The sequence below is a fragment of the Streptococcus mitis genome (assembly GCF_965111735.1).
Taxonomy (GTDB): Bacteria; Bacillota; Bacilli; order Lactobacillales; family Streptococcaceae; genus Streptococcus; species Streptococcus mitis_DR.
The window spans coordinates 1,519,042-1,544,700 of sequence record NZ_OZ217346.1; the positions used below are offsets into that span (position 1 = coordinate 1,519,042).

General features: G+C 39.5%; 6 protein-coding genes and 3 pseudogenes. 4 read left to right on the plus strand and 5 right to left on the minus strand.

Features of this window, described 5'->3' with window-relative positions; all coding sequences use genetic code 11:
- Positions 1-27: 27 nt before the first annotated feature.
- Complete coding sequence (locus tag ACLV7W_RS07360; RefSeq protein WP_411865708.1) at positions 28-2,478, minus strand: bifunctional DnaQ family exonuclease/ATP-dependent helicase; 2,451 nt, start codon at positions 2,476-2,478, stop codon at positions 28-30.
- A gap of 30 nt (positions 2,479-2,508) precedes the next feature.
- Between ACLV7W_RS07360 and ACLV7W_RS07365 the strand changes: the two genes are divergently transcribed.
- Positions 2,509-3,750, plus strand: a complete 1,242-nt coding sequence (locus ACLV7W_RS07365; RefSeq protein ID WP_411865709.1) for an ISL3 family transposase — start codon at positions 2,509-2,511, stop codon at positions 3,748-3,750.
- A 78-nt stretch (positions 3,751-3,828) separates the two neighbouring features.
- Here the strand turns inward: ACLV7W_RS07365 and ACLV7W_RS07370 are convergent, their stop codons facing one another.
- Complete coding sequence (locus ACLV7W_RS07370; RefSeq protein WP_411865710.1) at positions 3,829-12,774, minus strand: DUF1542 domain-containing protein; 8,946 nt, start codon at positions 12,772-12,774, stop codon at positions 3,829-3,831.
- A gap of 545 nt (positions 12,775-13,319) precedes the next feature.
- The gene (locus ACLV7W_RS07375; RefSeq protein ID WP_411865711.1) at positions 13,320-16,523 is read right to left on the minus strand and encodes a YPDG domain-containing protein; all 3,204 of its coding nucleotides are present in this window, start codon (positions 16,521-16,523) and stop codon (positions 13,320-13,322) included.
- A gap of 362 nt (positions 16,524-16,885) precedes the next feature.
- Between ACLV7W_RS07375 and ACLV7W_RS07380 the strand changes: the two are divergent.
- The 3 genes and pseudogenes from ACLV7W_RS07380 to ACLV7W_RS07390 all read left to right on the plus strand — a co-directional run bounded on the left by ACLV7W_RS07380 (position 16,886) and on the right by ACLV7W_RS07390 (position 19,945).
- Positions 16,886-18,081, plus strand: a pseudogene (locus ACLV7W_RS07380) (IS30 family transposase).
- A 48-nt stretch (positions 18,082-18,129) separates the two neighbouring features.
- Positions 18,130-18,564, plus strand: a pseudogene (locus ACLV7W_RS07385) (transposase); the annotation flags it as partial.
- A gap of 124 nt (positions 18,565-18,688) precedes the next feature.
- Positions 18,689-19,945: an ISL3 family transposase gene (locus tag ACLV7W_RS07390; RefSeq protein ID WP_411865659.1), complete on the plus strand. Its 1,257-nt coding sequence runs from the start codon at positions 18,689-18,691 to the stop codon at positions 19,943-19,945.
- Positions 19,946-19,997: 52 nt separating this feature from the next.
- Here the strand turns inward: ACLV7W_RS07390 and ACLV7W_RS07395 are convergent, their stop codons facing one another.
- Positions 19,998-20,858: an NAD(P)H-hydrate dehydratase gene (locus ACLV7W_RS07395; protein ID WP_153210028.1), complete on the minus strand. Its 861-nt coding sequence runs from the start codon at positions 20,856-20,858 to the stop codon at positions 19,998-20,000.
- Positions 20,859-20,971: 113 nt separating this feature from the next.
- A pseudogene (locus ACLV7W_RS07400) lies at positions 20,972-25,390 on the minus strand (SIALI-17 repeat-containing surface protein); the annotation flags it as partial.
- Between the last annotated feature and the right edge of the window lie 269 nt (positions 25,391-25,659).

A 25,659-nucleotide genomic window follows, 5' to 3' on the forward strand; every position in this document is an offset into this window, starting at 1 on the left:
CCTTATACTTTCATACAATACTATTTATCAAAGTTCATTTAAAAATTTATCAATAGCCTCATCAACTTCGGATTGAGAGACGGTTTTAACAATCGCTTCTTTTGCTAGAGAAGTCACAATTTGTTTGCCATATCGCTTTCCGACAATTCTCCTATCCAAAATCAGAGTTAAGGAACGTTGGTGTTCACGTCTCATACTTCTTCCTAAAGCCTGTTTTAAACGAATAATAGCCATCGGCAATTGATAATCATAAAAGGCATTTTTCCCTTCTTGAATTAGTTCTTGATTAATCTTTTTCGTCAAGGGCTCTTGCGGATTTTGGAAAGGAAGTCTCGATACAACTTGAATCACAAAAGGATGGCTTGAAAAATCAACTCCTTCCCAGAAACTTGCTGCACCAAGCAGGATTTGTTGTTCACCTTTTTCAAAGCGTTTCTTTAGTTGATGAACATCGCCATTTTTATATTGGGCCAGATGGCTAACTGGAAGTAAATCCGATACTGCTAAAAGCATGTCTTTGGCAGTAAAGAGAACCAAAATCGGTTGTTGGAAAACTTGAACATCCATCAGCAAATCAGCTACCTCTTGGGCATAAACTTCTAAGGAGGTTTCTGTTACCAGGGAAAAATCTCTGACCAAGACCACTTCTTGATCCTGCTTTTTATGAGCTTCAATCTTGATAAATTTGGCTTCGGGATAGCCTAAAAGGTCTGCCAAAGAAACCCTCTGACTAATCTCAAGAGTTGCCGACACTCCCAAGACTTGACATGAATTTGGCACTAAGGAAGATAGAAGGATTCGACCTGATTTTGTAGAAGAAATCTGAATTTTCTTTTGACTCGTTTCAGTTGCTTCAAGCCAGTAATCACCTTCAGCCGTAAAATAGCGAACCAGTTCCTCAAAGCCTTCTACCTCTAATTCTGAAAAATACTGGTGAAGATTGGCCAGTGAATCCAAGACATTTTCCCGAGATTTTCCAGACTGAAATTGTTCTATCAAATAGAGACACTCAAAGCGAATACTTTCTAGTATTCGTTGTTGAATTCTATTTTCTTCTCCTACCAAAGCCTTATCAAGCAAATCAATAATAGACTGGATATCGTAGGTCTCTTGAAGCAGATTTTCTAGAGCCAACAAAACTTTTTGGACTTCATCAATAATCAGTAAACGGTCGCTGACAAATTCAGGATTATCTTCAAGTCTGGTTACAAGATAGGCATGATTAGTCACTAAAAGTTTGCAAGCCTCTGCTCTTTCCTGACTACGTTTCCAGAAATCTTCCGTCACAAATAAGCTCTTGGAAGATAAATTCCCATCATGACGAAGGTCTGTCAGAAAATGTTGGTAACGGTAGAGTTGCCCGATTTCATCCAAATCCCCGGTTTCTGTCTCTGTCATCCAAACCAAGAGTTGCATTTTAAAGCGTCTAAATAAGCGATTTTCATCATTTTCCTGTAAGGAACGATAAAAGGCATCCAACTTCAGGTAATTTTGTGGTCCCTTTAAAGAATGAATATCTGTATGGAATACTTCCTTGAGACATTTACCTTCTTCTTCCATGATTTGATTTTGAAGAATCTTTGTCGGAACGCTAAGGACAATCTGACGATTTTCCTCTTGGGACAAAGCGGGTAAGAGATAACCATAAGTTTTCCCAATTCCTGTCGGCGCTTGAATTAATGATACAGGCTCATCCTTCAATAGCAAGCCAACCTCTTTAGCAAAACGTTCTTGCTCTTCCCTTACTTCAAGATTTAACAGAGAAATATTCTTAGAAAAATCTTGAGATAATTTTCTTGGCTCATTTGGGGTTGTAGGTTTCTTGAAATATAGCCCTTGAACTTCGACCAAGTCAGAGGAAGTCAGGATAGATTGGTTGCGATAAATTTCTTCAATAACCAGGTAAGACTCATATAAGAGAGCGTCAGCCATTTCCAGCAAGCGTTCTAAGAGTCCTTTAGGAAGTTGAGCCATCTTTTCTCGTAAAAAAAGAAGTAATTCCGCAGTAGCTTGGGCATCTGAAAGGGCTGTGTGGGCGTGTTTCAGAGGAATTCCTAATTCTCGACACAAAATCGGCAAACTATATTTTTCCAGTTCAGGGAAAAAGACTTGGGCCAATTCGACCGTGTCAACACGAGGATTTCTTAGTTCATAGCCTTCGAAAAATAAATTTTCCGCCAAAAGATTAGCATCAAACTGAACATTGTGGGCTACAAAAATCCCATCCTCCACCAAGTCAAAGATTTTTCTTGCAACTTGCGAAAAATCAGGTGCTTGCTCCAGACGTTGGTCTGTCAATCCTGTCAGTTCTTTGATATGAGCATCCAAGGGTTCATGTGGATTGACATCCGTTGTATAGTGATCGACGATTTTTCCGTCCTCAATCACAACAATTCCCACTTGGATAATTTTAGCCTTACTACCTGTGCTAGTTGCCTCTAAATCCACCACAACATAGCGATTACCAATCGTTTTCATTATAAAAAATTATACCAAAAAAAGGGCTATTTGGCACCACTCAACTTCGATAGAAAAATCACTTTGCTTGAAAAAATTTTTATCGTTAATAGGGATACCCACAAAGAAATCATCGCTAAATTGGACTACGATGCCCCTTCTTGTCCTGATTGTGGAAGTCTAATGAAGAAATATGACTTTCAAAAGACTTCTAAAATTTCTTACCTCGAAACAACTGGTATGCCTACTAGAATCCTTCTGAAAAAGCGCCGCTTTAAGTGCTATCAGTGCTCTAAAATGACGGTCGCTGAGACTCCTCTAGTAAAGAAAAATCATCAAATCCCTCGTATCATCAACCAAAAAATTGCTCAGAAGCTGATTGAAAAGACTTCTTTGACCGATATTGCTCATCAGCTGTCCATTTCAACTTCAACTGTTATTCGCAAGCTCAATGACTTTCACTTTAAACATGATTTTTCTCGCCTTCCACAGATTATGTCCTGGGATGAGTACTCCTTTACAAAGGGAAAGATGAGTTTCATTGCGCAAGATTTTGAAAAACTCAATATCACCACTGTTCTTGAAGGTAGAACACAAGCTATTATCCGAAATCACTTTCTTAAATATGATAGGGCAGTCCGATGTCGAGTGAAAATCATTACTATGGATATGTTTAGTCCCTACTATGACTTGGCTAGAAAACTTTTTCCGTGTGCTAAAATCGTTCTAGATCGTTTCCATATTGTACAACATCTAAGCCGTGCTATGAGTCGTGTGCGTGTCCAAATCATGAATCAGTTTGAACGAAAATCTCATGAATACAAGGCTATCAAACGCTACTGGAAACTCATCCAACAGGATAGTCGTAAACTTAGCGATAAACGTTTTTATCGTCCTACTTTTCGCATGCACTTGACGAATAAAGAGATTTTAGACAAGCTTTTGGGCTATTCAGAGGACTTGAAACACCACTACCATCTCTATCAACTCTTGCTGTTTCACTTTCAGAATAAGGAGCCTGACAAATTCTTCGGACTCATTGAGGACAACCTTAAGCTGGTTCATACTCTTTTTCATACTGTCTTTAAAACCTTCCTCAAAGATAAAGAGAAAATTGTCAATGCCCTTCAACTACCCTATTCAAACGCCAAATTAGAAGCGACCAATAATCTCATCAAACTTATCAAGCGCAATGCCTTTGGATTTCGAAACTTTGAAAACTTCAAAAAAAGGATTTTTATCGCTCTAAACATCAAAAAAGAAAGGACGAAATTTGTCCTTTCTCGAGCTTAGCTTTTCTTCAACCCACTACAGTTGACAAAGAGCCAAAAAAAGAAGATGACGAATCATCTTCTTAAAAACTATGAGTTTTTAGTCTTCTTTTTTCTTGCGAGAAAGAAGTCCAAATCCACCTAGGGCTCCAAGAAGTCCAAGCGCTGCGAGGCTAGCATTAGCTTCTGTACCTGTGTTAGGCAATTCTTTAGCCACTGTATTCACGTTAGCTGTTTCAGCGTTATTAATTCTATTATTTCCTCCATTATATGATGGAACATAAGGAATTTCTTTAAAGATATCTTTAGCTAAAACTGTATATGCTTTACCATTATTCAAAATGACCGTTGCATTTCCTTTATCATCGAAGATTACTTCTGCTACATCTGGGTTAGCTGCCATAATTTTGGCTTTAGCTCCCGCTTTATCCGCGTCTGTTAAATTATCCAAATTAGCTACAAGTTGTTTTTCAAAATCAAGATTAAGATTTTCACCATTGTTTTTAGTAGCTACATCTGCTTCATCTTTAACTAATTGTTCAGCTGAAATTGTTGCTGTTTTTCCGTCTACTGTGGTTACTGTCGCGTTACCCTTTTCATCTACAACAACTGTTGAGCCTGGATTTACAGCTTCCACAGCAACCTTAATCTTAGCAATTTCTTCTGGAGTTAAGTTATTCTTATCTGCTACCAAGGTACGTGTAGCTGGAATATTCACACCATTTTGCTCAGATAGGTCTGCAAGTTTTTCTGTTGGAATAACTAGTTTAGAAGCAGGAATAACCGCTGTCTTACCTGACGGTGTTGTAACAGTCGCATTACCTTTGTCATCTACTACAACCGTAGCACCTGGGTTTACTGCTGATACTGCTTTCTTAACTGCTTCTTTTTCTGCGTCAGTTAAAGCATCTTTATTAACAACTGCTGTTTTAATCGCCGGTGTGTTGATATCATTGCCTGCATTTGGTTGAGCGACTGCTTCTGCTGTCTTCGTCAAATCAGCTGCTGGAATAACCGCTGTCTTACCTGACGGTGTTGTAACAGTTGCGTTACCCTTATCATCTACTACCACCGTAGCACCTGGGTTAACGGCTTTTACCTTATCCTCAATAGCTTTCTTCTCTTCTGGAGTAAGGGCTTCTGGATTGGCTACTACTGTCTTAGACGCTGGGGTAATCACATCGTCGCCTGCATTTGGTTTAGACGCTGCTTCTGCTGTCTTCGTCAAATCAGCTGCTGGAATAACCGCTGTCTTACCTGACGGTGTTGTAACAGTTGCGTTACCCTTATCATCTACTACCACCGTAGCACCTGGGTTAACGGCTTTTACCTTATCCTCAATAGCTTTCTTCTCTTCTGGAGTAAGGGCTTCTGGATTGGCTACTACTGTCTTAGACGCTGGGGTAATCACATCGTCGCCTGCATTTGGTTTAGACGCTGCTTCTGCTGTCTTCGTCAAATCAGCTGCTGGAATAACTGCTGTCTTACCTGACGGTGTTGTAACAGTCGCGTTACCTTTGTCATCTACTACCACCGTAGCTCCTGGGTTAACGGCTTTTACCTTATCCTCAATAGCTTTCTTCTCTTCTGGAGTAAGCGCTTCTGGATTGGCTACTACTGTCTTAGACGCTGGGGTAATCACATCGTCGCCTGCATTTGGTTTAGACGCTGCTTCTGCTGTCTTCGTCAAATCAGCTGCTGGAATAACCGCGGTCTTACCTGAAGGTGTTGTAACAGTTGCGTTACCTTTGTCATCTACTACCACCGTAGCTCCTGGGTTAACGGCTTTAACCTTATCCTCAATAGCTTTCTTCTCTTCTGGAGTAAGGGCTTCTGGATTGGCTACTACTGTCTTAGACGCTGGCTTAACTACATCGTCGCCTGCATTTGGTTTAGACGCTGCTTCTGCTGTCTTCGTCAAATCAGCTGCTGGAATAACCGCTGTCTTACCTGACGGTGTTGTAACAGTTGCGTTACCCTTATCATCTACTACCACCGTAGCACCTGGGTTAACGGCTTTTACCTTATCCTCAATAGCTTTCTTCTCTTCTGGAGTAAGGGCTTCTGGATTGGCTACTACTGTCTTAGACGCTGGGGTAATCACATCGTCGCCTGCATTTGGTTTAGACGCTGCTTCTGCTGTCTTCGTCAAATCAGCTGCTGGAATAACCGCTGTCTTACCTGACGGTGTTGTAACAGTTGCGTTACCCTTATCATCTACTACCACCGTAGCACCTGGGTTAACGGCTTTTACCTTATCCTCAATAGCTTTCTTCTCTTCTGGAGTAAGGGCTTCTGGATTGGCTACTACTGTCTTAGACGCTGGGGTAATCACATCGTCGCCTGCATTTGGTTTAGACGCTGCTTCTGCTGTCTTCGTCAAATCAGCTGCTGGAATAACCGCTGTCTTACCTGACGGTGTTGTAACAGTTGCGTTACCCTTATCATCTACTACCACCGTAGCACCTGGGTTAACGGCTTTTACCTTATCCTCAATAGCTTTCTTCTCTTCTGGAGTAAGGGCTTCTGGATTGGCTACTACTGTCTTAGACGCTGGGGTAATCACATCGTCGCCTGCATTTGGTTTAGACGCTGCTTCTGCTGTCTTCGTCAAATCAGCTGCTGGAATAACTGCTGTCTTACCTGACGGTGTTGTAACAGTCGCGTTACCTTTGTCATCTACTACCACCGTAGCTCCTGGGTTAACGGCTTTTACCTTATCCTCAATAGCTTTCTTCTCTTCTGGAGTAAGCGCTTCTGGATTGGCTACTACTGTCTTAGACGCTGGGGTAATCACATCGTCGCCTGCATTTGGTTTAGACGCTGCTTCTGCTGTCTTCGTCAAATCAGCTGCTGGAATAACCGCGGTCTTACCTGAAGGTGTTGTAACAGTTGCGTTACCTTTGTCATCTACTACCACCGTAGCTCCTGGGTTAACGGCTTTAACCTTATCCTCAATAGCTTTCTTCTCTTCTGGAGTAAGGGCTTCTGGATTGGCTACTACTGTCTTAGACGCTGGCTTAACTACATCGTCGCCTGCATTTGGTTTAGACGCTGCTTCTGCTGTCTTCGTCAAATCAGCTGCTGGAATAACCGCTGTCTTACCTGACGGTGTTGTAACAGTTGCGTTACCCTTATCATCTACTACCACCGTAGCACCTGGGTTAACGGCTTTTACCTTATCCTCAATAGCTTTCTTCTCTTCTGGAGTAAGGGCTTCTGGATTGGCTACTACTGTCTTAGACGCTGGGGTAATCACATCGTCGCCTGCATTTGGTTTAGACGCTGCTTCTGCTGTCTTCGTCAAATCAGCTGCTGGAATAACCGCGGTCTTACCTGAAGGTGTTGTAACAGTTGCGTTACCTTTGTCATCTACTACCACCGTAGCTCCTGGGTTAACGGCTTTAACCTTATCCTCAATAGCTTTCTTCTCTTCTGGAGTAAGGGCTTCTGGATTGGCTACTACTGTCTTAGACGCTGGCTTAACTACATCGTCGCCTGCATTTGGTTTAGACGCTGCTTCTGCTGTCTTCGTCAAATCAGCTGCTGGAATAACCGCTGTCTTACCTGACGGTGTTGTAACAGTTGCGTTACCCTTATCATCTACTACCACCGTAGCACCTGGGTTAACGGCTTTTACCTTATCCTCAATAGCTTTCTTCTCTTCTGGAGTAAGGGCTTCTGGATTGGCTACTACTGTCTTAGACGCTGGGGTAATCACATCGTCGCCTGCATTTGGTTTAGTCGCTGCTTCTGCTGTCTTCGTCAAATCAGCCGCTGGAATAACCGCTGTCTTACCTGAAGGTGTTGTAACAGTTGCGTTACCTTTATCATCTACTACCACCGTAGCTCCTGGGTTAATGGCTTTAACCTTATCCTCAATAGCTTTCTTCTCTTCTGGAGTAAGGGCTTCTGGATTGGCTACTACTGTCTTAGACGCTGGGGTAACTACATCGTCGCCTGCATTTGGTTTAGACGCTGCTTCTGCTGTCTTCGTCAAATCAGCTGCTGGAATAACCGCTGTCTTACCTGAAGGTGTTGTAACAGTTGCGTTACCTTTGTCATCTACTACTACCGTAGCTCCTGGGTTAACGGCTTTAACCTTATCCTCAATAGCTTTCTTCTCTTCTGGAGTAAGGGCTTCTGGATTGGCTACTACTGTCTTAGAGGCTGGGGTAATCACATCGTCGCCTGCATTTGGTTTAGACGCTGCTTCTGCTGTCTTCGTCAAATCAGCTGCTGGAATAACCGCTGTCTTACCTGAAGGTGTTGTAACAGTTGCGTTACCTTTATCATCTACTACCACCGTAGCTCCTGGGTTAACGGCTTTAACCTTATCCTCAATAGCTTTCTTCTCTTCTGGAGTAAGGGCTTCTGGATTGGCTACTACTGTCTTAGAAGCTGGGGTAATCACATCGTCGCCTGCATTTGGTTTAGCCGCTGCTTCTGCTGTCTTCGTCAAATCAGCTGCTGGAATAACCGCTGTCTTACCTGAAGGTGTTGTAACAGTTGCGTTACCTTTGTCATCTACTACAACCGTAGCTCCTGGGTTAACGGCTTTAACCTTATCCTCAATAGCTTTTTTCTCTTCTGGAGTAAGGGCTTCTGGATTGGCTACTACTGTCTTAGATGCTGGCTTAACTACATCGTTTCCAGCTTTTGGTTGCGCTGCTTCTGCTTCTGTCTTCGTTAAGTCTTCCCCTGGGATAACTTCAGTCTTACCATCTTTTGTTGAAACAGTTGTGTTACCTTTATCATCCACAGTTACTACTGCATCTGGATTTACTTCTTTCACTTTCGCAGCGATTGCTGCCTTCTCTTCTGGAGTGAGTGAAGCTGGATTTTTCACTAATGTTTTATCCGCTGGTTTAACTACATTATTCCCTGCTTTTGGTACTGTAATTAAATCATCCTTTTTCACAACTTGGTCAGGTGTAATAATTACTTCATCACCATTTGGTGTTGTCACTGTGACATTACCATCTGCATCTTGAGTAACTGATGTTGCATTTGGATTTACTTTTTTAACTGCATCCAATACTTTTGCTTTTTCATCAGCTGTTAATGCACTTGGATCTTTTACAGCAACTTTATTGGCTGGAATATTAGCTTCGCCAATACCTTTAATTGCTTTTTTAGCTACTTCTTTAATGTCGTTAACATCCTGGTTTGCTGTAACATTCTCATCATCAATAGCTTTTTTAGCTTCAGTTGCCATCTCATCTACTTCATCTTTAAGAGCTTCTTTAGCTTTATCAGATAGATCAGTACGTGCATCAATTGCTTGCTTTTTAGCAGTTGCAGCATCATCAATAGCTTTTTTAGCTTCTGGTTTAACTTTCGCTTCTGGATTTACTGCTTTAACTTCCGCAACACCCGTAGTTTTAGCTGTGTCTACTGCTGTTTGCGCCGCTGTTGCTTTATCTGAGGTATCTGCAATCGCTGGTTGAGCATTGATGGCATCTGTAGCTTTTTTAGCTAGGGCTTGTGCTTCTTTCTTAGCCGCTTCTTTTTCTTCTGTCGTTAAATCTTTACGAGCATCAAGTTCTTTTTCTTTATTGGCTAATTCATCTGCTACAGCTTTTTTCGCTTGTTCTTTAGCGATTGGATATACAGATGTTACATCTGCAACACCTTTATCTTCTGCATCGTTAACAAGTTTTTGTGCTGCTGCCGCTGCTTCAGCCGTTTCTGCATTATCAGGTTGAGCATTAACTTTTGTAAGTTCTGCATCTGCTAATTTCTTAGCTTCAGCCTTAGCCGCATCTTTTTCTGCTTGTGTTAAATCTTTACGATCATCGATTTCCTTATTCTTAGCTGTTAATGCATTCCCAATAGCTTCTTTTGCATTTTCTTTTGCAACTGGATTAACCTTACCAATTTCTGTAATTCCAGTACCTTTTGCTGTATCTACAGCTGCATCTGTTGTTGCTGCATCGATTGCTTTTGTTGCATCTTCTGCTGCTTTAGTAACTTTAGCAAGAGCCGCATCTTTTTCTGCTTGTGTTAGATTTTTATCAGCATTAATTGCATCGGCTTTCGCTTGGCGCGCTGCTTCAACATCTGCTTTAGCAGCAGCCTTTTTAGCTACTACTGGATTGTCCCCTGCGATTGCTGTAGTTCCAGCATTTTTGGCCTTATCAATAGCATCTTTTGTCGTTACATTAGCATCGTTAATCGCTGCTACTGCTTTTTCTTTATCTGCATTTACTTTGGCGATTGCTGCTGCTTTTTCTTCGTCAGTAGCATTTGGAGTTTTGTTGATTTCTGCGATTTTTTCTTCTGCTGCCTTGTTAACTGCAGTAATTGCTGGCTGTTTATCTAAAGATACAAATTCTGATAATTTACGTTTATCTGTAGAACCATCTTTATATGTTACAACAAGATTTCCTTGGTCATCTTTTGTTACTGATTGGATTCTAGAATCTTTATCATCAACATTCTTACCTTTTTTATCAGCTAAGTTCGCATCATCATTGTTGTTAGAGTACTCAAGTTTTAGTTTTTCTTGAATCTTCGCTAAGTCTGCTTCAGTTACTTTATCTGGGTCTGCTACTGCAACTTTTTCTGTTGGTGCTGCAATATCATACTTAGATGTTTGATCTTTAACGATAAACTGAATATATCCAGGTTTAGATTTTGCATCAGGGTCTTTATCTAAAGCGTTAAAATCTCGACCTGCTGGCATTGAACTAAAGTTATCATTGTCATTAGCAACAACAAAACTTGTCCAACGGTCTGACGCTTTAAGTTTAGTGACACCTGTCATTTTAATGGTTGCTTCCTGTTTGTTATCAGAAATTGTACCCCCACCAGTAACAACACCATTATTTACTACACCCATAGAGAATCCAAAATCTGTAGTATTATTCCAGTTAACATCTCCAGGTCCACGCAAGTACATATCTTTAACTGTAGTATCGTCTTTTGCTTTGAATGTCAAGTCTGTATTTTCACCAGTATAGACATAGATTTGCTTCTCAGCTAAGTTTGAGTACGGAAGTTCTACTGTTGGAGCAGGATTTTTACGTACAAATTCTGATAATTTACGTTTATCTATAGAACCATCTTTATACGTTACAACAAGATTTCCTTGGTCATCTTTTGTTACTGACTGAATCTTAGAATCTTTGTCATCTACATTCTTACCTTTTTTATCAGCTAAGTTAGCATCATCATTATTGTTAGAATACTCAAGTTTTAGTTTTTCTTTAATCTTCGCTAAGTCTGCTTCAGTCACTTTATCTGGGTCTGCTACTGCAACTTTTTCTGTTGGTGCTGCAATATCATACTTAGATGTTTGATCTTTAACGACAAACCGAATATATCCTGGTTTAGATTTTGCATCAGGATCAATATCTAAAGCATTAAAGTTACGATCTGCTGGCATTGAACTAAAGTTATCATTGTCATTAGCAACAACATAACTTGTCCATTGTTCACCCGCATTCAGATTGGTTTCACCTGTCATTGTAATGGTTGCTTCCTGTTTATTATCAGAAATTGTACCCTTACCAGTAACAACACCATTATCAATCTTACCTGTTGTGAATCCAAAAGCTTCAGTATTATTCCAGTTAACATCTCCAGGTCCACGCAAGTACATATCTTTTACAGTAGTATCATCATTCGCTGTGAATGTTAAATCCGTATTTTCACCCTTATAAACATAAACTTGTTTCTCTGCTTGGTTTGAATATGGCACTTTTACTGTAGGTATAGGATTATTGCGTAAAACACTCGTTAAAGCAACAGAATCTCTTGAGCCGTCTTTATAAGTAACAACAATCTTATCTCCTTGTTTCGTTACAGTGTCAATGTAGTTCGAAGCATTTTCTACTAATTTACCGTTTTTATCAAGTAATCTTGCATCGTCTGCTGTATTATAAGTAATTTTTATATTATTTTTAATTTTCTCAAAATCAGCTTGAGATAGATTGTTTACATCAGCAACAGCAATCTTACCAGCTTCATTAGTTTGTGCTTGAATATCATATTTTTGAGTTTGTTGACGAACCCATAACTTAAAGTAGCCTTCTGGTAGTGGATTCGCATTTTCCTGATTGCCGGTAGGTTCTGAGAACACTGCCCCATCTAAATCTTCAGCAACTAGATAACGTGTCACTAACTTACCTGTATAAGTTGGGTTGTTTGGCACCGATATATTCCCAGTAATAGTTACCTTAGCAGGATTATCTTGGGTCGCTACAATTCCGTCAGTTTCATTTCTCTGAGATGAGAACGTTAGTCCATACTGATTGTTTATTCTACCGCCAGCAGCCCCAGCAGCATCAATTCCTCTTGAACCCTCAGCTATACGAATGTCCTTAAGTTTTCCAGAATCATCTGTTGCTGATAATTCAATGTTTGTTTCTTCACCTTTATAAACATAAATATCTTTTGTAGCTGCATTAGAAAATGGAATATTCCCAACTGGTTTGTTATTCATAACAGCTTCTGTACGGAAAGCATTATCTACGTCTAACTCTTTCCCATTACGTAAATCATTAGAACCTGTATTTTCAATTGAGTTAGAATCAGATTTTTTCTCTGTATTTTCTGCTTTTAAACCGACAGTTTCTTTACCATTTGTCGTATCTAATGCTGGTTTTTCTTGTTTCTCTACAGGTTTATTGTGCAATTTTGCGTTTACTACAGTGACAAATTTATTATAAGCTGCTTTTAGTTCATCTTGGCTAGTTGCAGAAGCAAGCACAGACTTAGCAGAAGCTAACTCAGAATTTAAAAGAGCGATGCTCTCCTCGGTCTTATTAGCGTATTTACCCGCTGAAATTTTCCCTTCAATTTCAGCAATATAGCTTTCCAATTGAGTCTTATCCAAAACAACTTCTTTAGTTGGAACATCAGCTGTTTTTGGTTCTTGGATTTCATCGGCTTGAACAGACACCGCTCCATTACCCAAAAACATGAAAAGTGCAGCAACTGCTACGCTAGCTGCTCCAAAACTGTATTTACGAATTGAGTAACGCGTGACTTTTTCACGGCGTAAACGTTCAGAACGACTCATAGATGGTTTATTTCCCATTATCTTCTCCTCAAAAATTTATTTAGTTTAGTATCCATACAAAATACTAGCTGTTACTAAGAACAGCTTGCAATTCTAATATGATTACTTATACATATCATTTTACTCTATTTTTTATTTATATTCAACTGATTAGAATCAAATTTTTACAAAAAAAAAAAAAAAAGTATTTTGGGAAAGTAGACAATTTTCTGACATCTGCACACTGTATTTTTATACATTTCATTGCAAGTTGTTTGATAGATGAATCCATCATTGGAATTAACCTATTTGTTGTAAAAAATAATACTATTAATCTCAGCAAAACTCTCCGTTTGAAAGTTACTTATCAAAAGATGTTTATTTTAGTATTGATTACACTACTAAATTCAGCTAACTAAAAAACTATCTACTTTCATATCTGCTAATTTAGAACATGCAAAAAGAGCAAATCAGAATTCTGATTTGCTTGCTTTTTGTTTAAAATCTCAATTTTAAGAATTCATAGGATCGATTTCTTAAAATCAATCTTCTAGAGTTGCTAAGAAGTTTAAAATTTAGCTGTTTTATTCTTCTTTTTTCTTTCCAGCTACAAGTCCAAATCCACTTAGAACACCAATAATTCCTAAAGTTGCAAGTGTTGCACTTGATTCTGTCCCAGTATTTGGTAATACATTTTGAGAATCTTTTGGCTTAACTTCATCATCTCTAGTGTTATATCGGTTTTCGTTAGTATTAGGTGTCATCGGAGTAATTGGTGTCGAATCTATATTTGTATTTGAACTTTCTTTTCTGAAAATATGCGTTATGATTAGTTCTTTTTCATCAATTTCAGTTCTTACAAATACATAACCTGGAATAGAACCATGATTAATAGCCTCAGTTCCATCTGAAACTTTTTTGACTGATGGTTTTAATTCCTTACCATCTTCATCAATCCATTTGATAATAATAGTCATCTCTGGTAACTCTATAGGAACAGGAACTCCACCATTTTTAGAAACTGCTGTTACTGTTACTTTTACTGGTATTTCTTCTTTCGATCCATCTGGATACGTTACCGTTACTTTACCTGTAATTTCATCTCCTGGATTCTTATCCTCTGGAATTGTCACAGTTACTTTTCCTTTGTCATCTACGGTGATGCCTGGTGTAGCACTTTCGAATTTCGTACCCTCTGGAATTGGTTTACCAGTCTCTTCTGTTACTGGTATTTCTACCTTAGTTTCTGGTTTGCCTTGTCCATCGTCATACTTAGGATTGTATTTGTCAGTTTGTTCTTGCACTTTGATTGTAATGGTTTCAGTAGTTGGGTTGCCATCTTTATCATAGGCTGTAATCGTTACACTGTAGTCACCTTTAGAGGCTGTTGGTGTTCCTGTGATTTGGTTATTCGCATAACTTAAGCCTGTCGGTAAACCTGTCACTTGAACTGGATTTTCTTCACGTAAGCCTCGACCTCCTGTATTATCCGTTACTGTAACTGGAATTGGAGTGATTGGCTCGTTTTTCGTTACGGTTGCACCATTAGCTGTGATGCTTGGTCCTGTGACGTCTTTTACCTTAATTGGTACATTAACAGTATCTGTTGATGTATCTGGATAAGTAACTCTTACGACTGCATTTCCGGCATTACCTGCAATAGCTGTTGCTGGTTTACTTACGACTGTTAGCGTTCCTGGTCCATGACAACTTACTTTTCCTGTGATTTCCGCATCTGTTAATGTGTGGTTTTGATTAACCGTTAGCTCTGCACCTGTCGGATTATACTTAGCCGTTTGTTCTTGTACCGTAATAACAATATTTTTTGTGGCAGGATTATTGTTCTTATCATAGGCTTTAATCGTTACATTGTAATTCCCTTTAGCTGCCGTTGGTGTCCCCGTGATTTGGTTATTGGCATAACTTAAGCCTGTCGGTAAGCCTGTGACTTCTATTGGTTTTGTGGTACGCATTCCAACTCCGCCATTGTTATCAACAGCAGTCACTGAAATAGCTGGTATTGCTTCATTTTTAGTTACTGTAGCATTATTGGCTGTGATAGTTGGTGGTGTTGTATCTCTAGGAGTTAGAGCTGTAGTCCCATACATAACATAAGATTCATTTGATGCAATCTGCTCTCCCACTGTAGCAGCAAAAACTCGACCATATCTATTTGCTTCTGCTTCTGTCACATCATTTTTCAACTTAACCTTAGCATGCATATGAATCGCATAATCTAAGTTTTCTCCTGAGGCTATGTCTAAACCTAAATAGTAAGATGCTCGAGGATAGTTTCCGTTTTTATCTCTTACGGCTGTATTCAATGTTTGATCATTTGCATTAGATTTGAATACTTGTTTTTTTCTATCATCAGTATAAGCCCCTGAATTAGGGTCATACATAGTATATCTATCGTTGTTGAAAATTCTATCTTTTTGTCCAGCAAAAACTTCTCCCTGAGAAATTCTCGCTTCATTTCCATGTTGAACGAATCCATCAAATCCATCTGTAGTTCCACCTACGCTTCTATAGCGTGTAAAAGTAAGATCTCTAACCGTATTGCTAGAATCCATAATATTAAATGGAAGTTGGAAATAATAGTGTTGTTTTTGCCCCGGAGATACAATTCTTCTAGCATTATTATTGAAGAAGACGTCATAAACAATCCATTTTCCTTCAGAATCTTGCACATAGTATGACTTAATGTCTGTTTTAGTTTTTGTTAGCTCTGGATTATTATTTCTTGTCGTACCTCTCGGATTTACAGAAGCAAAATATTTAATATTAGTTAATGCTCCTGAAGTTGTCGAAGAATCTGCTCTAAATTGCGAACCAACACCCATATTTCGTCCATTACGAGGATCATGTGAACCCGAAGTTAAACGTAGGGTAGCAATCTTAACAGAGTTAAACATTCGCTTCACGCGTCCAGTCAAATCTTCGACCTCACTAGCAGCTACAGTCGTATTTGCTAGTGTACTCTGTGCTAGCGATAACAGTTCTTTCGCTTTACCAAGGACTTCTTTAGTTGATTCATCTTCTGGTAACTCTAGAACTGCCGCTTCTAATTCTGCAACTGAGGCATTGAGTTTATCTTTACCATTGGCTGATGAGCTAGTTTCTGCTGAAGCTTCAACGCGGCGGCTCCCATCTTCTGCATTATTAGAATGTTCTTTATTTTGTAATTCCTCATCTTTTAAGCTTGATAATGTTGTAAAATCATTAGACAACGTTTCTGCCAGACTATCAATATCTCCTTGTACTGCATCAGAACTATTTAACAACACTTGCGCCTTTAATAATCTCACTTTAATCAAAGAAACAACTGAAGATTTTAATGTTTTTTTGCTGTCTAAAAGTTGACTTAGTTCGCCAACCACTTTACTTAGTTTAGTTTTATCGACAGTATCGGCTTTTTGTTGTTTCAAATTAGGTGCTTCAACTGAATTAGGAACAACAGTATCCTTTGGTTGTTCTACTTTATTTCCGAAAGCAACAGGAGTTCCTGTGTTCTCGGTTGTAGCATTTGCAACTTCAGCAGTTCTCGAATCGTCTACTAAAACATTGGTTGCTTTACCTTCTCCGACTTTATTGTCAACTACATCTGCAGTAACTCCATCAGGTTTGACCTCAATATTATCTGCACTTACTCCGTGTGTTCCTAAAAACATCAGAGCTGCAACAGCAACGGATACTGCTCCAAAACTATATTTACGAATTGAAAAGCGTAACACCTTCTCACTCTGATGTCGCTTGACCCTACTTAATGAATTCGATTTTTGTTCCATTTGTCCTCCTCTTGTTAACTGAACTAATTCAAAATAAAAACACGGGATGCAGTGCTTCGAAAATAATGAATTATGATTGATGACTTGATAACTAAAAATCACTATAGTACTCATAGCTACAAATATAGCAATTTATTCAAAAACCCCAAATTATAACGACATGAGATAATCTATACTATTTTGCGATAATATACATCAAACTATCAGCTCATTATATTAGTTTAATCATAATTTTTCAATAAAAAACAAAATCCGGTATGCGGTAAAAATTTTAGGTAACTGGTCAAAGTGAAAATTAGTCTAAAACGGATTTTTATGGTGGAATTAAGTATGAGACGTTTGAGTTAGAAATGAAATCTACTATGACAAAACATAAACACCTTACCCTTTCAGACCGTAATGACATCCAGCTAGGTTTAGAGCGCGGTGAAACCTTCAAAGCTATGGGCCAACTTATTCTAAAAGGCCCAACTACTGTTTCCAAAGAAGTCAAACGAAACAGACAAGTCCGAGAGTCTACATGCCATAACCTTCCTTGCCCTCTACTCGACAAGGCTCCCTTTGTCTGTAACGGTTGCCCTAAAAGAAGACAAAATTGTGGATTTAAAAAAATCTTCTACCTCGCTAAGCAAGCTCAAAAGCAGTACGAACAAACTCTTGTCGAAGCTCGTGAAGGAACTCCCCTCAATTCCAAGACCTTCTGGGACATGGACAAAGTCATTTCTGATGGTGTTAAAAAGGGACAACACATCTATCATATCCTCAAAACTCATAACCTTGATGTCAGCTCCTCAACTGTCTATCGACACATCCGAAAAGGATACCTATCTATCGCTCCTATTGACCTAGCCAGAGCCGTTAAATTCAAAGAAAGACGGAAAAGTAAGCTACCTTCCATCCCTAAAGAAGCGAAAAAAGCCGTTCCTATGAGGATTTCCAAAACTATTTAGCCCTTAATCAACTAGACTCTTGGCTAGAAATGGATACAGTTCTGGGGAGGATGGGAGGTAAAGTCCTACTCACCTTCAATCTATCTTTCTGTAACTTTATCTTCGCTAGACTTCTGGATAATAAAACTGCCCTTGAGGTTACCAAACACCTCTATGACATCAAGAACACTCTTCACCAAGCTGACAAAGATTTCTTCCAACTCTTTCCTGTCATTCTGACAGATAATGGTGAAGAGTTTGTCAGGGTTGATGAAATCGAAATGGATGTGCGAGGAGAGAGTAGACTCTTCTTTTGTGACCCTAATCGCTCTGACCAGAAAGACAGAATTGAGAAAAATCACACGCTGATTCGCGATATTCTACCAAAGGGAACTTCTTTTGACAACTTAACTCAAGAGGACATTAATCTCGTTTGTTCGCATGTCAACAGTGTCAAACGCGCTGCTTTGAATGGAAAGTCAGCCCATGAACTCCTTGCTTTTACTTACAGAGAAGAGATTCCTAAGCTTCTTGGTATTTCTAAAATACCTGCAGAAGACGTCTGTCAGTTTGCTACATTACTCGTTCTAAAAATTAACCTTCAACCCCATTCAAACGTCTCACACTAACTTCCACCATAGCGGAACTTAGTTTGGGAATTTAGCGGTAAAAATTTTCGAGGGTATAAACAGTCGGCTAGAAATCTAGCGAATTGGTACTATAATGACAAGGAGGATAGCTACACACATCCTTACGGCTGGTATTATCGTTTTCACCATATCAAACATCAGAAAACACAGACGGACTTTCAACAGAAAATCAAGGTTTACTACGCTGATGAACCTGAATCAGCCCCTCAAAAGGGACTGTATATGAACGAACGCTATCAAAACTTGAAAGCTAAAGAATGTCAGGCGCTTTTATCTCCCGAAGGAAGACAAATTTTCGCTCAACGTAAGATTGATGTGGAACCTGTCTTTGGGCAGATAAAGGCTTGTTTGGGTTACAAGAGATGTAATCTGAGAGGGAAGCGTCAAGTGAGAATTGACATGGGATTGATACTTATGGCCAATAACCTCCTCAAATACAATAAGAGAACGACTCAAAATTAAAGGCTCTATAATATTTGTAGTGGGTAAATCCCCTATGGATATTATGGAGCCTATTTTGTTGTAGAAAAAAAGTCCCATATCATCTATAATGAAAAGCGACCAAACTATCATTAGAAAGAATCATATGGAACAATTACATTTTATCACAAAACTACTCGACATTAAAGACCCCAATATCCAAATTATAGATATCATCAATAGGGATACACTCAGGGAAATCATTGCTAAATTGGACTACGATGCCCCATCTTGTCCTGATTGTGGAAGTCAAATGAAGAAATATGACTTTCAAAAACCGTCTAAGATCCCTTACCTTGAAACAACTGGTATGCCTACTAGAATTCTCCTTAAAAAACGCCGTTTTAAGTGCTATCAGTGCTCTAAAATGACGGTCACTGAGACTCCTCTAGTAAAGAAAAATCATCAAATCCCTCGTATCATTAATCAAAAAATTGCTCAAAAGCTGATTGAAAAGACTTCTTTGACCGATATTGCTCATCAGCTTGGCATTTCAACTTCAACTGTTATTCGCAAGCTCAATGACTTTCACTTTAAGCATGATTTTTCTCGCCTTCCACAGATTATGTCCTGGGACGAGTATACCTTTACAAAGGGAAAGATGAGTTTCATTGCGCAAGATTTTGATAATCTTAATATCATCACTGTTCTTGAGGGACGAACACAAGCTGTCATCCGAAATCACTTTCTTCTATACGATAGAGCCGTTCGTTGTCAGGTGAAAATCATTACTATGGATATGTTTAGTCCCTACTATGACTTAGTTAGAAAACTTTTTCCGTGTGCTAAAATCGTTCTAAATCGCTTTCACATTATTCAACACTTAAGCCGTGCTATGAGTCGTGTGCGTGTCCAAATCATAAATCAGTTTCATCGAAAGTCTCATGAATACAAGGCTATCAAGCGCTACTGGAAACTCATCCAACAGGATAGTCGTAAACTTAGCGATAAACGTTTTTATCGTCCTACTTTTCGCATGCACTTGACGAATAAAGAGATTTTAGACAAGCTTTTGGGCTATTCAGAGGACTTGAAACACCACTACCATCTCTATCAACTCTTGCTGTTTCACTTTCAGGACAAGAAGCCTGACAAATTTTTCGGACTCATTGAAGACAATCTGCAGCAGGTTCATCCTCTTTTTCAGACTGTCTTTAAAACATTCCTCAAAGATAAAGAGAAGATTGTCAATGCCCTTCAACTACCCTATTCAAACGCCAAATTAGAAGCGACCAATAATCTCATCAAACTTATCAAGCGCAATGCCTTTGGATTTCGAAACTTTGAAAACTTCAAAAAAAGGATTTTTATCGCTCTAAACATCAAAAAAGAAAGGACGAAATTTGTCCTTTCTCGAGCTTAGCTTTTCTTCAACCCACTACAGTTGACAAAGAGCCCTTTTTTGTGGCTGAGAATTATTTTGTCTCAGACTCTTTTTGAGATATTTTTTTCATTGTTTTAGGCAAACAACTGCTGATTTCCGTCGGCAAGACCACATAATGTTCTTGAGCTAGTTCTTGGGCTGCGGCTGAATGAAGATGAGTCGCTACCACCACACGTTCGTAGAGGCTGACTTGTTTAAACTGGCCTGCAAATCCTGCAATCATTCCAGCCAGAGCATCTCCCATTCCACCAGTCGCCTGATAGGGACCGCCAACCTGTAACTGGTAATAATCAGACTGACCAACTTGCCAAATACGAGTAGTTGGACCTTTCTCCACCAAAATTGTTCCTTGAGGAAATGAAGTCAGGGCACTAGCCGTTGCATCTTCGTTTTGCTTTTCAATAGCAATACCAGACAACTTTTCCCATTCTTTTTGGTGGGGAGTTAGGATAAGCTGGTTAGATGGAAACGACAAACTTGTTCTAGCAAGAATGGTTAAGGCCCCTCCGTCTACAATCAAAATCTGATTCTTTTTTAAGCTAGCAAAGACCTGTTTGACTAGATTTTCTCCAAAAGCATCGTCTCGTAAACCAGGCCCCAGCAAGACAACTTCTGCCTTCTTCAATTGCTCTTTTAACAACTGCTGGTCTTGAAGAGAAAAGGCCATAGCCTCAGGTAAATGGCTGTGCAGAGCTGGAATATTTTCCCTGTCCGTTCCAACGGTCACCAATCCTGCACCGCTTTTTACAGCTGCTAAAGCAGCCATGATAATAGCACCACCATAAGGATAAGTCCCACCCAGCAACAGCAGACGGCCATAGTCTCCTTTATGACTGGTACTAGAACGTTCAATAATGACTTTTTCTAATAATGCTTGCTCAATCACTTTCATTGTTTTTTCCTCTCTATTCATTATACTATAAAGTCTATCCACCTTGCATCTTGAACATAAATCTCTTCGTTTATATAGAAAAAGAGGGGGACAAAGCCCCTCTACGAAACATCTCATTTTTCTAAAAATAAATCAGTTTCTTTTTTACTTTTTGCTACAAAGATAGCGGATAGGGCTAGGCTAACACTTGCCAAGAAAATAGCTGTTTTTGACTGTTTCTCACCAGTTTCTGGCAATCTCTTGTCTTCCTTGGCAACTTGAACTAGTGCTTCTAGAGTCTGAGTTTTTTCTAACGAACTTAGTTTAAACTCTGGTTTTTCTACTGTCGGTGCAGCTTGACCGCCTACGGTTGATACTGGGCCTGTGTAGGCTGGAAGCTCATGTACCAAGGCTTCAACTGCATTCACACCACCTGTAAATTCAGGTACCTCAAGCACTGGTGCTGGTTCTTCACCCTTACTTGATTGAATAGGTTCTTCTGTCAATTCTTGATAGAAGCTAGCTAACTCATAAAACTCAGCCTTACCACCTTCCCAGACAAGTTTAACATCTAGAAGTGAACCACCATTTCGAATTGCAAATGTTTGGAGACTTGAAGAAATTGCGCCAAGATCTGTCCAACTTTCTTGTCCATCCTTAAGTGTTCTAGCCTGAACACGTGCTTTCACTCCTTCAGGAAGGCTTGAAACAAGGCGTAGATGGTTGGCATTGGTTGGTTCTGACAAGTGGTAAACCAATTCACCCTTATCTTTTTCCGCCTTGTAACTAGTCAAGACTTTTCCATCTACGAGATTAGTATAGAAGTTGCCTCGGCTTTCGCAACCGTTTCCTTCTACAGTTGGATCATTGATTGGTTTGACAAATTCGCCATCATTGATAACCAATTCTGTAAATCCTACAAAACGAGCATCATAGTCAGCTGTATAGAGGACACGAAGATAGTTTGCTTTGACTGGTGTCGTCAATTCACCCTCGATGTAACGATTTCCTGGCATCTTAGAATCATGTGTCCAACCATCTGTCAATGAATCATCGTATGTACTATTGGCTACACCATCTCCCACTGTCACAACATCTGTCCAAGTTTTACCGTCTTGGCTGACTTGGATTTTACCATCACGAAGATAGTTTTGAGTTCCGTCTTGGATGTAGGCTCTAATCTTCTTGATAGTGCGTTCGCTACCAAGTTTCAAGGTTACATGGCCATCTTTATGGGCATAGTCTGAAAACTCAACGAAGTTGTTGTACACACCATCAAACAATTGATCGAGGTTATTAATCTTACGAACATCATTACTTCCATATGTTGGATGAATGCCCATAGTTGTAAATTCTAGTTTGGTTGGTTGCACTTCTTTAGTCGTTACAAGGAGAGAAGTTGATGGAACAGCCTGTTCTTGGTCTGTTTTATTCACAAGACGAACATAACGTACCAAGTGGGTTGCGACAGTTCTGTCTGTCAACTGGCTAGCTGGTGTCCATTCTTGCGCATTTACAGAGTACTCAAGACTTAGGGCTGGGTTGGCCTGGCCTTGGAGCTGGATGCTCTTGACTTGATGGATTCGGTCAAGCTTCATACCTAGATAGCTATGAGCAGGAAGTTTAGTTCCAGCTGGAATTTGAAGCTCGTAACTGCCCAAGCTATCCACTACTGGTGTTTCCTTTAAGGCATCCACGTTGGTGTCTGTTAAGTCAAGATTTGGACTATCTACATCCACTCTAAATTCCGCAATTCTCCACCATTTACTTAAGGTTTCTGTATTACGAATGCGAACAAAACGAGTTGTAAATTCTTGCACGATATCAGAAGTTCTTTGCCCTGTTAAATTTTGAAGTGTAGTCCAATTTGTACCATCCGCAGAATATTCGACGACTCCAGATGCTAGTTTATCCCGTTCCCCTTGCATCAGATGAACTCGTTTTACTTTATGCAATCCACCTAAGTCCATTTGTACCCAAGCTTGTTCTGGTGTGACATTGGTTTGATCAACATGTGCCATCATAGATTCCGTGTTTTCTTGACCATCTTGCATCTGAACAACACTTGTTCCATATTTATAAATCAGATTTGAACTTAAGCTAATAGTGCCCCTAACCTTCTTACTACCCAACTCTAGGGGTCTATTTACAGCAATTTCACGCATGGCGAGCCAAGCATTATCCTTCTTAGCTGTTGCTATCATACGAACAGCTTGAGCTGTGATATCGAGATCATTAAATTCCAGAATGCGTTCTCTACCAGTATATGCAGGGCTCGTTATGGCTACCCATTCTCCTTTTTCATTTTGATATTCCACAACTGCATTACTAAAGGTATAGTTATCAGCCGTATTAGTACCCGTAGCGAAACCTAATTTGTGTATTTTAATTGCCTTATTAAAGCGCAAGCCTACATAATCACCTCTTTCAATCACAATTGTTGTTTTGGCAATCACATGTGTATCAAAGTCACCATCTGTGACTTCTTTCAATCCGCCTTCTATTCCAGCACGATTCGTAATAAATGTTGTCACAAATTTATCTGGATTCAACATTGATTGGATGTGCAAGGCTAAGTATTCTTTGAGATTATTGATAAATGGTCGAATATGTTGGACACCAAATTCTGCGTATTCATAATGGTCAACGTAAAAGAAGGCATGTTTAACTGACTGGTCATAATGTTTGACTCCTGCCTGATAATACTCCCATACCTTGGCATCATTTTTTTCAGTAAGTCCTTCCGTAGCTGTTAAGAAAGCTTCAAGCGCGTTCATTTGATCCACTGTATTATCTAACCAATAGTGAATTTGTTCAATTAATTTCTGATCGCCTTTTTCTTTAAGTAGAAGAGCATTGGCTTTCAAACCAGCAAAAATTTCCCTCAACTCTTTTCTTTCAGAATCCAGATTTTGACCAGATTTGAGTTTGTTATAAAATTCTATCAATTTTGGAGCCAATTCTACAGACTCTTCTAATTTAGTGACATGTGGAGGTCTATTTTGATTACGCATATGTTTTCCGAGTTCTCTAAACGCCTTTGAAACACTGCTTTCTTCGAAACGATCATTGACTACAAAGTTAAAGGCCATATCGTTGATCTGTTCTGCTTCTTCTGCGCTTTGCCATTGCTTCCATCCATACTGAGCCATATCAAAAAGTGCTACTTTAGAAGCTTCAGATTGTTGCATTGGATTTAACATAATTCCTTGTGCAAGTGATAAATCAACATTTGGATGTAAGAATTTTTCACTACCACCGAGAATTAGGTGGGGTTTTGTATTGTCATTACATGGCCAGTTAATCCAAAACTGAATTGGACGGTAAATTTTACCGCCTTCCGTTAAATTTTTCTTTAAGTTCGTTAAGAATGTTTGGTCAACAGCACCCCAAACCTTTCCACCAGTAAGTGTTAAATGGACATTTTCAGGAAGATGTTCATTCAAGGTCCGGAGTTCAGCTTCAGTTCCTTGCCCCATGTACCAGGCAGGAACAAAAATCATATCTTTACGAAGACCACTGTATGTTGTTTGTTTTTCAGTCAACCAATTTGTTATATCCTTCATCAAGCGAACATAACTATGATAACCACCAACTGGGCTTGGTGCATCGTCTGCAAGCACACCAAATTCTCGCACTCCTACGTCCAATAACTGAGTAAATTTAGCCTTGATGGTTGCAAGATCAGCCTGGTAATGCGCTTCATTACCAAAGCGGATACGTTTATTCATAAATGGATGAATAGTCCAGACATAACGTGTTTTCGTCTCATTACCGACACGAGCAAGTTCACGAATTTCAGCCAGTTTTTCTTCTGGGTAGAGTTCACGCCATTTCTTATTGTGATATGGATCATCTTTTGGTGCGAAATAGTATTGAGTTAACTTCAATTCACTTCCATAACGCATCAATTCTTTACGATTTTCATTAGACCATGGATTTCCATAGTAACCTTCGATGAAACCACGGTTCTTGATTTCAGCGTAATCTTCCACTGTCACATTGCGAAGAACTGGAACTTGACTTTCCTTGAGCATGTGTTTCAAAGTTGTCAAACCATAGAAGACTGCATCTGTGTCTTTTCCGACGATGGAAATTGAGTTGTCTTTGATGGTCAGAGCATAAGCATCAATTTTGTCAAAGAGACCTGTTGAAACGTTAGATAAGTTTTGTTCTGCTTGTGTTCCTCGTCCATGTACTCCAAGATAGATATTAGTTGCGCCAGCAACTGCTGATTGACTAGTAGTGTAGGATACTTGATTGTCCTGCAAGACACTCTTCAAGCGATTACGAGTATAGACATCGAGTTGATCTCCCATTACCAAATTGACTTGCTTACGAAGAGCTGTCACTCCTTCTCCATAAGTCACTTTTTGTGGAGTTGGGAAGACCTTGTACTCTTTCTTTAGATAATATGCACTCTTGCTGGCAGCTACAATACTATCTTCGCTAGCTGGTTTGCTTGCAGTGAATTGATCCGCTAGTTCAACTGTTCCATCACCTGTTTGTTCTACTTTTGGAGTTTCAGGTGTAGTTGGTTGACTTGGTTTAGCGATTTCTTTATCATTTTGTCCTCCACTCATAGCTTCAGACGGCTTCGTTTCATTCTCTGGGGTTCCAGATGCATCAGCTAGTTTAGGATTATTTGTCGAATCGGTAGAGCCAATCGCTCCTGCAGCTTCTCCATTTCCAACTGTCGAGCTGCCTTCCTTCCCAGCATTTTCTTCTGCTTTCTTCAAAACTGCTGCAAGCTCATCAGGTAACTTTTCCAGTGGCTGAGCTTGAGTTATAGTTCCCTCTTTATCTCCTACACTACCTGTTT

Coding starts and splice junctions, on each gene's coding strand:
- ACLV7W_RS07390 (WP_411865659.1), top strand. CDS start 18,689: ATGGAACAATTACATTTTATCACAAAACTACTCGACATTAAAGACCCC.
- ACLV7W_RS07370 (WP_411865710.1), bottom strand. CDS start 12,774: ATGGGAAATAAACCATCTATGAGTCGTTCTGAACGTTTACGCCGTGAA.
- ACLV7W_RS07395 (WP_153210028.1), bottom strand. CDS start 20,858: ATGAAAGTGATTGAGCAAGCATTATTAGAAAAAGTCATTATTGAACGT.
- ACLV7W_RS07360 (WP_411865708.1), bottom strand. CDS start 2,478: ATGAAAACGATTGGTAATCGCTATGTTGTGGTGGATTTAGAGGCAACT.
- ACLV7W_RS07375 (WP_411865711.1), bottom strand. CDS start 16,523: ATGGAACAAAAATCGAATTCATTAAGTAGGGTCAAGCGACATCAGAGT.